The following is a 13,544-nucleotide window of genomic DNA, read 5'->3' as shown; positions in this document are numbered from 1 at the left end:
GACAGCGATGGAAAATAAATCACACGCGTTTTGGGCAGGGCTATTCACGATCGGGCTGGGCCTTACGATCGCGCTCGCGGTGTTCTGGTTCAATCTCGATCGCACCGTGCGCGTGCCCTACGATCTGATTTCCCATACGAACGTGACGGGGCTCTCGACCGATGCCGACGTGCGCTATCGCGGGCTCGAAGTGGGGAAGGTGCGCTCGATTCATTTCGACCGCGCGCATCCGGGTACGATCGTCATCCGCATCGCCGTGGACAAAAATGCGCCGATCACGCGCTCCACGTTCGGCAGTCTCGGTCTGCAAGGCGTCACCGGCATCGCGTTCGTGCAACTCGACGATACGGGCGCCGATCTCTCCCCGGTGCCGAGCTCGGAGCGCCACGTGGCGCAATTGCCGATGCGGCCCGGGCTGCTCGATCAGTTGCAAGAGCGCGGCGACGCCTTGCTCAGCGAGATGCAGAGCGTCGCCGCGCGCGCGGACGCGATGTTTTCCGAGCAAACGCGCACGCAGTTGCTCGCGACGGCCTCGAGCTTGCAGCAGGCAGCCGACGCGGTCACGCAACTCGCGCATACGGCCACGCCGGCCGCCGCGCAGTTGCCCGGCACGATGCAAGCGCTCACGCGTACGCTCGCTTCGACGAACGCGTTGGTCACGACGCTGTCCTCGCCGAGCGGCCCGCTCGTGTCGAATTTGAACAAGATCGGCTCGGCTGCCGATCATGCGGGCGGGGCGCTCGCGACGATGGACGCGTCGCTCCAGGAGATGTCGGCGCGGCTCGACTATGAGACGCTGCCGCGCGTGAGCGCGCTCGCCACCGATGTCAGCGGCGCGGCGCGCGCGTTCGATCGCGCGGCCAACGCCTTCAGCACGAGCCCGAGAAGTGTGCTCTTCGGCGTGGGACGCGCGCAGCCCGGCCCGGGCGAGCCCGGCTTCGCTTGGCCCTCGCCGGCGGGCGAGAAGCATTGAACGATTCGATGAGGAAGCGCAGAGCATGACGTGGACAACCGATCGAACTGCGCCTGTCCGGGCGCACCATCGCGGCTCGATGCCCGGACCGGGTGGGCGGTGCGCGCTGACGCGTAGGGCGCATATGGCGCGAGCGGCCGCATGCGCCCTTGCGGCCTTTTCCTTGGCGGGCGCGATCGCCGGTTGTACCTTCGGCACGCCGGCCGCGATCGCGAATATTCGCTATGACCTCGGGCCACAGACGCCGCCCGCGTATCTGGGTCCGCTGCCGACGCTGCGCTTGTTCGATATACGCGCGCCGGCTTCGCTCGACACGGACGACATCCTGTACCGGATGAGCTACGCCGACCCGCGCCGCACGGCGGCCTACGCGAACAGCCACTGGACGATGCGTCCCGCGCAATTGCTGACCGAGCGCGTGCGCGGCGCGTTGGCGGCGCGCGGCGCCGTGCTGAGCGGCGGGGAAGCGGTGAATGCGCCGCTACTCACGATCGATCTGCAGCAGTTCGAACAGGTGTTCGACAGCGAGAGCCAGAGTCATGCGCTGTTGACTGCGCGTGCGACGCTCACCCGCGATGGGGTGATGGTCGCCCAGCAGACGTTCGAAGCGCGCGCGCCGGCGCGCATGGCCAACGCGGCCGGCGGCGTGCAGGCGCTGGCGGCCGCGAGCGACCAATTCGTCGCGCAACTCGTGACGTGGCTGGGTATGCAAGCGGTCGCGGTCGCGGTCGCACGGTGAGCCGCGCCGGCTCGGCGAGCGCCGCGGTTCGCCGGGCAGGCGATTGCATCGCCAGGCATTGCCGGGCAACGCTCAAGCGGCCTCACGCGACGCTCGCTATAATCGGCCGGCCTCCTCATCCCGCCCGCGCCGCCCGGATGGCCGCGCGGCGGGCCCGCACCTTTTCCGAACTCGAAGATCATGGACTCCTTCTACAAGTACCATGTGTTTTTCTGTACGAACCAACGCGCGCCCGACGCGGAGCGCCCGAGCTGCGGGCGGCGCTGCGATGCCGAGCGGATGCTCGATTACACGAAAAAACGCGTCAAGACGCTCGGGCTCGCGGGCCCCGGCAACGTGCGGATCAACAAAGCCGGCTGTCTCGACCGTTGCGAGCAAGGGCCGACGGTCGTCGTTTATCCCGAAGGCACGTGGTACACCTACTTCGACGAGGCCGACCTCGACGAAATCGTCGATTCGCATTTGAAGGACGGCAAGATCGTCGAGCGTCTTTTGATCGATCAGCCCTCGTAAGCCCCTACGCGCTCGCGCAGCGTCAGTCATGAACGTTCACACGAAGAAATTTCTCATCGACGGTCCCGTCGGCAAAATTGAAGTCGCGCTCGATAGCCCGGACGGCACCGCGCGCGGCATCGCGCTCGTCGCGCATCCGCATCCGCTGTTCGGCGGGTCGATGGACAACAAAGTCGCGCAAACGCTCGCGCGCACGCTCGTACAACTCGGCTACGTCACCTACCGCTCGAACTTTCGCGGCGTGGGGCAGACCGAGGGCGCGTACGACGAAGGGATCGGCGAGCGAGAGGATCTGCTCGCCGTCATCGCGCACATGCGCGAGCAGCCGGGCCAAGCGTCGATGCCGCTCGTGCTCGCAGGATTTTCTTTCGGCACGGCCGTCGTCTCGCACGTAGCGCGCATGCTTGCCGAGCGCGGGCAAAGCGTGGAGAGGATGGTGTTCGTCGGTACCGCCGCGAGCCGCTTCGACGTGGCGACCGTACCCGAGAACACGCTCGTGATTCATGGCGAGCAGGACGACACCGTGCCCATCGGCTCGGTGTTCGACTGGGCGCGGCCCCAGGAACTGCCCGTCGTCGTGATCCCGGGCGCCGAGCACTTCCTGCATCGCAAGCTGCATATCTTGAAGCGGATCGTGGTCGATGCTTGGCGCTGAGCTGCCGCCTCGTTCACATTGACCTGACGAATCGGCCCACGCGGCGCGTGCGCCGAAGTCTTTCGAACGGCCCACGCGTGCGCGCTTGCATCGCGAAAAGCGCGTTTTGCGCCAGACGTGCCGCGTATAATGGGCGAAATTTTTTTGCGCGCCGTCTCGTCGATACGTCCCCATACGTCTTACGCATACGGGATCACGTATCGGTGCACCGGAGCGAACGACGCGAACCGAATCGCGCGCCGGCAGTCAAAACGGCGCCGCGCGAGTGCGCGTCGCTCGTTCATCGTGCGCCGTGACGGGCGGCGAGAACCGCCAGCCGGCGGCCCGGTATTTCCCGATCGCGCGCGTTGCGCGCTTCGCTTTCCTGCACGAATCGATCTATGCGTTCTTCCTCGTTCCGCCTCCCGCCCGTTGCTTCTTCGTTCGTTCCTTCTTCGCTCAATCGCACGGCCGGCATCGCCGCATTGACCGCCGCGACGCTCGTCGCGGCGGCCGCGTATGCGTCGGCCGCCGGCGCGCAGGTGCCGCCGCCTGCCGTGACGGCCCGCTCGTGGGTACTCGTCGATGCCACGAGCAATCAGGTGCTCGCCTCGGGCAATCCCGACGAGCGCGTCGAGCCCGCATCCCTCACGAAGCTGATGACGGCCTACCTCGTGTTCGAGGCGTTGCAGACCAAAAAGATCTCGATGGATCAGGTCGTGATCCCGAGCGAGGCCGTGCGCCGCGTGCGCAACGACGAATCGCGCATGTTCATCGAAGCGCAAAAGCCGGTTACCGTGCACGATCTCGTGTACGGCATGATCATTCAGTCGGGTAACGATGCGGCCATCGCACTGGCCGAGCTCGTCGGCGGCAGCGAGGCGCATTTCGTCGAAATGATGAACGCCGAGGCGCAGCGGCTCGGGATGAAGGGCACGCACTATGCCGACGTCAACGGTATGCCGTCGCCGGGGCATTACACGACGGCCGCCGATCTCGCCGTGCTCTCCGCGCATTTGATCCGCGACTATCCCGAGTACTACAGCATCTTCTCGATCAAGGATTTCACGTACAACAAGATCAAGCAGCCGAACCGCAACCGGCTCCTCTGGATCGATCCGACCGTGGACGGCTTGAAGACGGGTCACACGCAAGCGGCCGGCTACTGCCTGATCGCATCGGCCAAACGTCCGCTGCCCGGTGTGCCCGACGCGTCGCGCCGCCTCGTCAGCGTCATGATGGGCGAGGAAAAAGAGCACGAGCGCGTGCAAGACAGCATGAAGATGCTGAACTACGGGTATTCGGCTTACGACACCGTGCGCTTGTTCAAAGCCAACCAAACCGTGCAGACGCCGCGCGTCTACAAGGGCGCGGCGAACGCCGTGCAGGTGGGCGTGAAGAGCGATCAGTACATCACCGTGCCGCGCGGAATGGGCGAGAAGATCAAGCCGCAATTCGTGCTGAACGAGCCGCTCGTTGCGCCGATCGCCAACGGCCAGCAAGTGGGTACGGTGCAGATCGCCGCCGACGGCAAGACGCTCACGCAGTTCCCGATCGTCGCGCTGCAAGCCGTGCCGCAAGCAGGCATCGGCGGCCGCCTGTGGGATTCCCTCTTGCTCATGTTCGGCAAGAAGAAGTGATGGAGGTGCCAGCATGAGCCCGGTGAACGAGTCCCTATTCGAGTTTCCTTGCGACTTCCCGATCAAGGTGATGGGCAAGGCACATCCCGAATTCGCGGAAACGATCGTGACCGTCGTGCGCCAGTTCGATGCGAGTTTCGATGCGACGCGCGTCGAAACTCGGCCCTCGAGCGGCGGCAACTATATCGGTCTGACCGTGACGGTGCGCGCGCACAGCCGGGAGCAGCTCGACGACATCTATCGGGCGCTCACCGGGCATCCGATGGTCAAGGTCGTGCTGTAATCTGCGCGCGGTAGCTCGCCACTTCTTCCATCAGCCACGCGCGGAACGCCTGCACGCGGGCGCTGGCCAGTAGCGGCGGCGGGCAGACGAACCAATACGACGATGCGCTGGGCGCATCGATCTCGAACAGCCGCACGAGCCGCCCGGTGGTGAGCTCGTGCGAGGCGATCGAGCGCCGGACCATCGCGATGCCTTGTCCGTCGATCGTCGCTTGCAGCAGGTTCGACGAATCCTGGTAAAGCACGCCGCGGCGCGGCTCGGGTACGCCGGCGAGACCCGCCGCTTGAAACCAGGGCCGCCACATCTGATCGTCCGAGCGCAACAAGCGCGGGCAAGCCGCCAGTTCGGCCGGTGTTTTCGGCAACGCGCCGCCGTTGAAGGTGGGCGCGCAGACGGGGAACGAAACCTCGTCCAGCAGGGCCTCCACATGAAGATCGGAATAGGGGCCGGTGCCGAACCGAATCCCGACGTCCACGTCGTCGCGCGTGAAATCCGTCAAGACATTGGTCGACAACAATTCAAGGTCGATCTGCGGATAGCGTTCGATGAACCGCCCGATGCGCGGCGTGATCCAGCGCGCCGAGAACGAGGATACCGACGAAACGACGAGCCGCCTGGCTCGCTGGCCTTCGCGCACTTCGCGAGTCGCGTCGGCCAGCGAGATCAAGGCGGCGCGCACGTCCTTCGCGTAGCGGCAGCCCACGTCGGTCAGACGCACGCGTTTGCCTTCGCGCAAGAACAGCGGGGTGCCTAGCTCGTCTTCCAGCGCGCGGATCTGATGACTCACGGCGCCGTGGGTGACGAACAGTTCGTCCGCGGCGCGCGAGAAGCTTTCGTGCCGGGCGGCGGCCTCGAACACTCTCAAGGCGTTCAGCGCCGGTAGCTGTCGTAGGTTCACGGGATGCTCAATACGTTAGTTTTTCTCACATGAGCGTGAGAATTGATCGTTTTGCCGGTTGCCTTGCTCTGCCTACGATTGTAGGCACGGAGCACACTTTTGGTGGAACGATCATGCGACAAATTTCCTCAAGTATCACGTTCGAAATCACGCCCGGTGAAACGCTGCCGATGATGGTTGCGCACAGTACTCGCTTATCGGTACACGGCGCACCGGTGTGGGTGACCCGCAGCAACGACGTGGAGGATTACTGGCTCGAGCCCGGCCACTCGTTGAGGCTGCGGCCCGGCGAGCGCTTGTGGCTCAGCGGCGAGGGACCGAAAGCGGCGTGTGTCGCGTTCGTGGCGCCGTTGCGGCGCACGGCGATGCTGGCCGATCTGGGGCGTGCGTTGTCTGAATGGTGGGCGGCGCGCTGGAGCGGTTGGCGTACTGTTTGAGCGAGCCGGGCGCGCTGAACGGCTTGATCTCGCGCAAGCGATTTCCGGCGCGTCGGGCGCGCCGGGGCCGATTCCGGTAAACTGGCGGCCATCATGTGTGCCGCACCGTCCCTTCAGTCCGAGTCCCCGTTGCCGTTTTCGTCGAATGCGGGGGCGTCCGATACAGCGCCTGGCGGTGACGAGACGGCCGTTCTCAGCGCCGCGCCGGCCGTTGCCGCGCCGGACGCTGCCGCGCCGGCCGCTGCCGCGCCGATCGTCCGGTGGTTGGGCGTTGTGCCGTACGAACTCGGTTTCGAGTCGATGCGCGCGTTTACCGAGGCGCGCACCGCCGATACGCCCGATGAAATCTGGCTCGTCGAGCATCCTCCCGTCTTTACGCTCGGCCAAGCCGGCAAACCCGAGCATTTGCTCGTGGCCGATCCCGGCATCGCGGTCGTGCAAGCGGACCGGGGTGGACAGATCACCTATCATGGGCCCGGGCAGGTCCTTGCGTATTTGCTGCTCGATTTGCGCCGGCGCAAGCTGATGGTGCGCGAACTGGTGATGCTGATCGAGCAGTCCGTGATCGATACCCTCGCGGCGTATAATCTCGCCGGCGTGCGCCGGCCCGGTGCCCCTGGCATCTACGTGGCGCCGGGGCAGGGCGCGGGTGGCCACGAGGGCGCGAAGATCGCCGCGCTCGGGTTGAAAATCCGCAACGGGTGCAGCTATCACGGCGTGAGCCTGAATGTGAAGATGGACCTGCGGCCGTTTCTCGCGATCAACCCTTGCGGCTACGCTGGGCTGGAGACGGTCGACATGGCGACGCTCGGCGTCGCCGCCGGCTGGCACGAAGTGGCCGAAACTCTAGCGGCGCGACTTGCCGCGAACTTCCAAGGCGCATGCCGCGCTCGCTCATCGACTGGATCACCGAATGACTGACGTTACCGCTCAACCGAGCGGCGCCCCCGACGCGCCGCAAGCCGCGACTCCGTACGACGCGACCGCCAAGCAAAAGGCACAAGCGAAAACGGCACGTATTCCGATCAAGATCGTCCCGATCGAAAAGCTGAAAAAGCCCGAGTGGATTCGCGTGAAGGCCGCGACGGGCAGTTCGCGCTTCTCGGAGATCAAGCAGATCCTGCGCGAGCACAACCTGCATACGGTGTGCGAAGAGGCGAGCTGCCCGAACATCGGCGAATGTTTCGGCAAGGGCACGGCCACGTTCATGATCATGGGCGACAAGTGCACGCGCCGCTGCCCGTTTTGCGACGTCGGCCACGGCCGTCCCGATCCGCTCGACACGGAAGAGCCGGGTAACCTCGCGCGTACGATCGCGGCGCTCAAGCTCAAGTACGTGGTGATCACGAGCGTGGATCGCGACGATTTGCGCGATGGCGGGGCGGGGCATTTCGTCGAATGTATCCGTCAAGTGCGCGAGCATTCGCCCGCGACGCGCATCGAAATTCTGACGCCCGATTTCCGTGGCCGCCTCGACCGTGCGCTGGAGATCTTGAACGCGGCGCCGCCCGACGTCATGAACCACAATCTCGAAACGGTGCCGCGGCTTTATAAGGAAGCGCGCCCGGGTTCGGACTACGCGCATTCGCTGAAGCTGCTGAAAGACTTCAAGGCGTTGCACCCCGATGTGCCGACGAAGTCCGGCATCATGGTGGGCTTGGGCGAGACCGAGGAAGAGATCTTGCAGGTGATGCGCGATCTACGCGCGCACGACGTCGATATGTTGACGATCGGCCAATATCTCCAGCCTTCCGAGCACCACTTGCCCGTGCGCGCTTACGTTCACCCCGATACCTTCAAGATGTACGAGGAAGAGGCCTACAAGATGGGCTTCACGCATGCGGCGGTGGGCGCGATGGTGCGTTCGAGCTACCACGCCGATCAGCAAGCTCACGACGCCGGTGTGGAGGGCGTGGTCTGAGGAATCCAGCGTAGCGCGCGACTAGGCGCGTAGCGCGAGCTGCCCGCGCGGCGGTGCGGCCGATCTGAATGATCGGTCGTGCCGCCGCGTTTTCGTTTTGGGTTCGCCGATGGCGCCGGGGCTCAAAGCAAACCGTGTGACTTCGCGTAGTCGCGTAGTGCTTCGTTGATACGCGTTTGCCAGCCGCTGCCTTGCGCCCGATAGGCTTCGACGACGTCCGGGTCAATACGCAACTTCAGGGCGACTTTCGCATTTGCCGACTTGGGACGTCCACGCCGTTTCAACATTTGCGCGGCCGCTTCAGCGCCAAAGAGTTCCGGGAGCACGGTCTCGGCGTTCCTCGCTCGGGCGAATTCGGCGTCGCCCCAAATCGGATTGTCGTTTGTGGGCTCACTCACTTTTCGTTTGCTCATATCGCGTGACCTCTCGCGCGTTCGCTTTGCGCAGGCTGATAACGTGGACGTTGCCATCCCGCGGTGTAAATACCAGCATATGTAATCGGTGGCCGATGTAGCCGAGGGCTTGGAAGCGTCGTTCCGAATACACCTTTCTCATATCCTCGACGATCAACGCTTCCGCCATTTCGAACTCACGTGCGGATTCGAACGATAGGCCTCTAGTGTCGACGTTAGCTCTGCTTTTCTTTGGATCGTAAGAGATATTGATCAAATAGTGTACCCCCGGTAATTCGAGTGTCAACGCATATTTGTACCCCCCGCAAACCGAGACTGACTCGCCAGCTTCAGCGATTCGGACACATTGACCTTTCCGGACAGCCGGAGACAGATCGGTCTAGTTTCCGGAAATCTGGACCAAGATTCGTCGAAGAAACCTAAAAACCTATAAGAATCAAGGCGTAACGTCGCCTCCCCCCCTTGGCATCGACCTTGCAATCGATGGACCCCACGAACGGCTGCCTTGGCCGATCGACTTATTTCAAGCTGGGAGACAACGATGCGTCCTCTGAAGAAACCCTTCTATCGAATCCTCTACGTCCAAGTCATTGCGGCGATTATCGCCGGCGTGTTGCTCGGCCACTTCTCGAGCGCGCTCGCGATCGACATGAAGCCGCTCGGAGACGCATTCATCAAGCTCGTGAAGATGGTCATCGGACCGATCATCTTCTGCACGGTCGTCTCCGGTATCGCCGGCATGGAAGACATGAAGAAGGTCGGCCGAGTCGGCGGCAAAGCGCTGCTGTACTTCGAAGTGATCTCGACGTTCGCGCTCGTGCTTGGCCTCATCGCCACGCACGTGCTCAAACCCGGTGCGGGCTTCAACGTCGACGTGAACTCGCTCGACGGCAAGGCCGTGGCCGCCTACGCTGCCAAGGCGCACGGCCAGAGCACCGTCGACTTCTTCATGCACATCATCCCGCACACGATGGTCGATGCGTTCGCGCAGGGCGAAATCCTGCAGATCTTGCTCGTCGCATTGCTGTTCGGTAGCGTACTCGCGACGATCGGAGAACGCGGCAAGCCCGTCACCGATTTCATCGAAAGCGTTTCGCACGTGCTGTTCGGTATCGTGCGCATCGTGACGAAGCTCGCCCCGATCGGCGCGTTCGGCGCCATGGCCTTCACGATCGGCAAGTACGGCCTCGGCTCGCTGCTGCCGCTCATGAAGCTGATCGGCACGTTCTATCTGACCGCGATCGTGTTCGTGCTCGTCGTGCTCGGGACCGTCGCGCGCCTCGTCGGCTTCAACATCGTGCGCTTCGTCGCCTACATCAAGGAAGAAATGCTGATCGTGCTCGGCACGAGCTCGTCCGAAGCCGCTCTGCCGCAACTGATGGCGAAGCTCGAGAAGCTCGGTTGCTCGCGCTCGGTCGTCGGCCTCGTCGTGCCCACGGGTTACTCGTTCAACCTCGACGGCACCAACATCTATATGACGATGGCCGTGCTGTTCATCGCGCAGGCGACGAACACCGACCTCTCGCTGATGCAACAACTGACGCTGATCGCCGTCGCCATGCTGACGTCCAAGGGAGCCAGCGGCGTGACGGGGGCCGGATTCATCACGCTCGCCGCCACGCTCGCCGTCGTGCCGACCATTCCGCTTTCGGGCATGGTGCTGATTCTCGGCATCGACCGCTTCATGAGCGAGTGCCGCGCGCTGACGAACATCGTCGGTAACGGCGTCGCCGCCGTCGTCATCTCGGCGTGGGAGAAGGAACTCGATCGCTCCAAGCTGCGCGCGGCGCTCGGGCGCGGCACGCAAGCGCTCGACGCGGATGCTCAAACGAACACCGCGGGCGTTTAAAACCTTGGCGGTGCGGGCGAGGCGCGAAGGCTATGCCACAATAAGCCACGTCCTCGTCCGGTGTCAGCCATCGTGACTCGCCGCCTGATTGTCATTCTCGCGCTTGCCGCGGCGCTGCTTGCCGTATGCGCCGCCACTTGGCGCATCGCTTGGGCCCGCGGCATCGACCTGTTGCGGCAGCAGGCCACCACGCGGGCCGAGCGTACGGCGAGTTCGCTCGGCGATACCCTCGAACGCTACGAATCGCTGTCCTATCTCGTGGCGAGCCACCCCGTCGTCGCCGAGGCGCTCGAATCGGGCTCGCCCGACGCGCTCGCGCGCGCCGATCGCTACCTCGCGGACGCGAACGCGCACGCGCACGCCGACGTCTCCTACATCATCCGCGCCGACGGCCTGTGCATGGCTGCCAGTAATTGGGATCGGCCCGATAGCTTCGTCGGTTCCCAATACCGTTTCCGGCCGTACTTCATCGATGCGATGCAGACGCGCGTGGGCCGCTTCTTCGGCATCGGCACGGTATCGGGCGTGCCCGGCTATTACATTTCTCAGCCGGTTCGCCGCGGCGATCGTATCGTCGGCGTCGCCGTTCTCAAGCTCAACCTCGAATGGTTTCCAGGCACCGATGCCAATGAGCCGGTCTTGGTTGCCGACAAGCACGGCGTGATCTTTCTGTCGTCGGTGCCCGCTTGGAAATATCGCGCCGTGCGCGACTTGCCGCGCGACGTCGCCGAGTCGATCGAAAAGACGCGCCAGTATGCCGGGGCATCGATCCTCAAGCTGCCGATCACGCCCGTGCGCGCGCTCGATACGCCCGATCTGCACATCGTTCGTGTGGGCGGCCGTACGACTTCGCCTTATTACTTGTTGATCGAGCGCCCCGTGCGTGCGCCGGGCTGGACGTTGATGACACTCGCGCCGGTGGAGTCGGTCGTGGACGATGCGCGCAATGCGACCGCTGCCGTCGGTTTCGGCTTCATCTCGCTGTGCTTGCTCGCGTTTTATTGGCGCATGCGTCTCGCGCGCGCACGCGAGAGAGAGTCGGGGCGAGCGGCGCTGCAACGCGCCTATGCGGAGTTGAACCAGCGCGTCGAGGCCCGCACCGCCGATCTGTCGGCCGCCAACGAGCAATTGTTGACCGAGGTAGCCGAACGCACGCGAGCCGAGAACGAGTTGCGCGCGGCCCATGCGGAGCTGCTGCAGACGAGCAAGCTCGCCGCGCTCGGTCAGATGGCCGCCGGCATCACGCACGAACTGAACCAACCGCTCGCCGCCCTGCGCACGTTCTCCGATAACACGCGGGTGCTGATCGAGCGCGGCGAGCTTGGCGCCGCCCGCGACAATCTCGAGGCGATCGGCGCGCTGACCGAGCGGATGGGCAAGATCACGAATCAATTGAAACTGTTCGTCGGCCGCGCGCAGCCGAGCAACGCATGCTGCCAAATCGCGCGGGCGCTGCGCAACGCTTTGCAAGTGCTGCAAGACAGGCTGCGCCGCGTATCGTTCGAAGTGCGTATGCGAGAAGTCGCGCGCTTGCCGGATGCGCAAACGCAAGATTCGGCCGCCGAGCCGGGCGGCTATGAGCCGATCGACTTGCGGGCCGAGTATCCGGCGCTCATCGTTCATTGCGATAGCTTGCGTCTCGAACAGGCGCTCATCAACTTGATCGGCAACGCGCTCGACGTCTTGGAATCCGTGGCGGACCCGCGTTTGTCGATCGACCTCGATATCAGCGACGAGGCGCTGGCGATCACGGTGCGCGACAACGGTCCGGGCATCAGCCCCGAGGCGTTGCCCCGGCTGTTCGAGCCGTTTTTCACGACCAAGGCCGCGAGTCAAGGCCTAGGGCTCGGTCTGGCCATCGCATCGTCGATCGCGCGCGATTGCGGCGGTACGCTCATCGCACGCAACGAATCTGCCGGAGGCGCGGCATTCGTGCTGACGCTGCGTCGCGCGACGGCGTTGTCTCAGGCGGCGTGGCTGCCGAGCGACGACGAAGCGTCGTCTAGCTAACATCCTTCGACGGCTTGGACTTTTCTTTAGTTATCACGACATCGCCATGAACCCGACGGTATCCACAGACGACGTGCAGGTGATCTTCATCGAAGACGATGAACTCGTGCGGCGAGCGAGCGTGCAAAGCTTGCAGCTGGCCGGCTTCGCCGTCGGCGGGTATGGCTCGGTGGAGGCGGCGGGCGATGCGCTGGCGCAACTCGACGAGCGGTTCGCGGGTGTCATCGTCAGCGATATCCGGCTGCCCGGCGCAAGCGGCCTCGATCTGCTCGCGCGGTGCGCTCATGACGCTCCCGAGGTGCCCGTCATCCTGGTCACGGGGCACGGCGACATCTCGATGGCCGTGCAGGCCATGCGCGACGGTGCCTACGATTTCGTCGAAAAGCCGTTTTCCGCCGAACGGCTCGTCGATACCGTGAGACGCGCGCTCGAGCGCCGGCGGCTCGTCCTCGAAAATAGTGCTTTGCGCCGTGAACTGGCCGTGCGCGATGCGCTGGTGCCGCGCATCATCGGCCGCAGCGCGGCGATCGGTGAGGTGCGACGGCTCATCGCGAATGTCGCGCCGACCGATGCGCCGGTGCTCATCGTCGGCGACACCGGCACCGGCAAGGAACTCATCGCGCGCAGCTTGCACGAATTGTCGCCGCGCCAGGCCAAACCGTTCGTGGCCGTCAATTGCGGCGCGTTGCCCGAAGCGATGTTCGAATCGGAGATGTTCGGCTACGAACCCGGCGCATTCACAGGCGCGGCCAAACGCCGCATCGGCAAACTCGAATATGCATCGGGCGGAACCGTGTTTCTCGACGAGATCGAGAGTATGCCGCTCCCGCTGCAAGTGAAGCTGCTGCGCGTGCTGCAAGAAGGCACGCTCGAACGGTTGGGTTCGAACCAGCCGGTACGCGTCGATCTGCGTGTCGTCGCGGCGGCCAAGGGCGATATGCAGGCGCTCGTGGCGGCCGGCACCTTCCGGCGCGACCTGCTCTATCGGCTCAATGTCGTGACGATCGAGGTGCCGCCGCTTACCGAGCGGCGCGAAGACATCGTGCCGTTGCTCGAACACTTCGTGCTCGAAGCGGCGGTCCGATACGGTCGTCCCGCGCCGATGCTGACGGCGCGCCAACGCGCGGATCTCATGGCGCGAGACTGGCCGGGCAATGTTCGGGAGTTGCGCAATGCCGCCGACCGGTTCGTCCTCGGCATCGAGCCGGCGTCGGGTGGGGGCAAGGTTGGGGGC

15 protein-coding genes are annotated in these 13,544 nt (G+C 64.4%); 12 read left to right on the top strand and 3 right to left on the bottom strand.

From position 1 onward, the window contains the following. Positions 1-7: 7 nt before the first annotated feature. From C0Z18_RS11260 to C0Z18_RS11230, 6 genes are all read left to right on the top strand, one after another. Positions 8-973 carry an MlaD family protein gene (locus C0Z18_RS11260; protein WP_102645502.1) on the top strand — a complete coding sequence of 322 codons (966 nt, stop codon included), beginning with the start codon at positions 8-10 and terminating at the stop codon, positions 971-973. A 124-nt stretch (positions 974-1,097) separates the two neighbouring features. Then, the gene (locus C0Z18_RS11255) at positions 1,098-1,712 is read left to right on the top strand and encodes an ABC-type transport auxiliary lipoprotein family protein (RefSeq protein ID WP_102645678.1); all 615 of its coding nucleotides are present in this window, start codon (positions 1,098-1,100) and stop codon (positions 1,710-1,712) included. A gap of 180 nt (positions 1,713-1,892) precedes the next feature. Beyond that, positions 1,893-2,225 (top strand): (2Fe-2S) ferredoxin domain-containing protein, encoded by a 333-nt coding sequence (locus tag C0Z18_RS11250; protein WP_102645501.1) that lies wholly within the window; start codon positions 1,893-1,895, stop codon positions 2,223-2,225. Between the two features lie 28 nt (positions 2,226-2,253). Then, positions 2,254-2,880, top strand: coding sequence for an alpha/beta hydrolase (locus tag C0Z18_RS11245; protein WP_102645500.1), 627 nt, complete (start codon positions 2,254-2,256; stop codon positions 2,878-2,880). Positions 2,881-3,260: 380 nt separating this feature from the next. Beyond that, the gene (locus C0Z18_RS11235; protein WP_102645498.1) at positions 3,261-4,499 is read left to right on the top strand and encodes a D-alanyl-D-alanine carboxypeptidase family protein; all 1,239 of its coding nucleotides are present in this window, start codon (positions 3,261-3,263) and stop codon (positions 4,497-4,499) included. 13 nt (positions 4,500-4,512) lie between these two features. Further along, positions 4,513-4,782: a DUF493 family protein gene (locus tag C0Z18_RS11230; RefSeq protein WP_102645497.1), complete on the top strand. Its 270-nt coding sequence runs from the start codon at positions 4,513-4,515 to the stop codon at positions 4,780-4,782. On the opposite strand, the gene C0Z18_RS11225 is transcribed toward C0Z18_RS11230, so the two are convergent. Continuing rightward, positions 4,766-5,680 carry a transcriptional regulator GcvA gene (locus C0Z18_RS11225; RefSeq protein ID WP_102645496.1) on the bottom strand — a complete coding sequence of 305 codons (915 nt, stop codon included), beginning with the start codon at positions 5,678-5,680 and terminating at the stop codon, positions 4,766-4,768. The two genes, C0Z18_RS11230 and C0Z18_RS11225, sit on opposite strands and share 17 nt — an antisense overlap. A 113-nt stretch (positions 5,681-5,793) precedes the next feature. Between C0Z18_RS11225 and C0Z18_RS11220 the strand changes: the two genes are divergently transcribed. From C0Z18_RS11220 to lipA, 3 genes are all read left to right on the top strand, one after another. After that, a complete protein-coding gene (locus C0Z18_RS11220) occupies positions 5,794-6,117 on the top strand; it encodes a DUF2917 domain-containing protein (protein WP_102645495.1) in 324 nt (107 codons plus the stop codon). A 93-nt stretch (positions 6,118-6,210) separates the two neighbouring features. Continuing rightward, positions 6,211-7,038, top strand: a complete 828-nt coding sequence (lipB, locus tag C0Z18_RS11215) for a lipoyl(octanoyl) transferase LipB (RefSeq protein ID WP_102645494.1) — start codon at positions 6,211-6,213, stop codon at positions 7,036-7,038. Continuing rightward, positions 7,031-8,038, top strand: coding sequence for a lipoyl synthase (lipA, locus tag C0Z18_RS11210; protein WP_102645493.1), 1,008 nt, complete (start codon positions 7,031-7,033; stop codon positions 8,036-8,038). The genes lipB and lipA overlap by 8 nt, the downstream gene beginning before the upstream one ends. A gap of 122 nt (positions 8,039-8,160) precedes the next feature. Here the strand turns inward: lipA and C0Z18_RS11205 are convergent, their stop codons facing one another. Together C0Z18_RS11205 and C0Z18_RS11200 are read right to left on the bottom strand one after the other, a co-directional pair. Further along, positions 8,161-8,436 (bottom strand): BrnA antitoxin family protein, encoded by a 276-nt coding sequence (locus C0Z18_RS11205; RefSeq protein WP_233217280.1) that lies wholly within the window; start codon positions 8,434-8,436, stop codon positions 8,161-8,163. Continuing rightward, on the bottom strand, positions 8,429-8,707 hold the full coding sequence (locus tag C0Z18_RS11200) for a BrnT family toxin (RefSeq protein WP_233217284.1): 279 nt from the start codon (positions 8,705-8,707) through the stop codon (positions 8,429-8,431). The genes C0Z18_RS11205 and C0Z18_RS11200 overlap by 8 nt, the downstream gene beginning before the upstream one ends. Before the next feature lie 285 nt (positions 8,708-8,992). Here C0Z18_RS11200 and C0Z18_RS11195 point away from each other — a divergent pair, with 285 nt between their 5' ends. The 3 genes from C0Z18_RS11195 to C0Z18_RS11185 form a co-directional block, all read left to right on the top strand. Further along, a complete protein-coding gene (locus C0Z18_RS11195) occupies positions 8,993-10,300 on the top strand; it encodes a dicarboxylate/amino acid:cation symporter (RefSeq protein ID WP_102645491.1) in 1,308 nt (435 codons plus the stop codon). Positions 10,301-10,372: 72 nt separating this feature from the next. Next, the gene (locus C0Z18_RS11190) at positions 10,373-12,310 is read left to right on the top strand and encodes a sensor histidine kinase (RefSeq protein ID WP_102645490.1); all 1,938 of its coding nucleotides are present in this window, start codon (positions 10,373-10,375) and stop codon (positions 12,308-12,310) included. A gap of 46 nt (positions 12,311-12,356) precedes the next feature. Continuing rightward, a partial coding sequence (locus C0Z18_RS11185; RefSeq protein WP_102645489.1) for a sigma-54-dependent transcriptional regulator occupies positions 12,357-13,544 on the top strand: 1,188 nt, incomplete at its 3' end.

The sequence above is a fragment of the Trinickia dabaoshanensis genome (genome assembly GCF_002879885.1).
In the GTDB taxonomy this organism is placed as follows: Bacteria; Pseudomonadota; Gammaproteobacteria; order Burkholderiales; family Burkholderiaceae; genus Trinickia; species Trinickia dabaoshanensis.
This window is presented reverse-complemented; position numbering and strand designations above follow the sequence as displayed.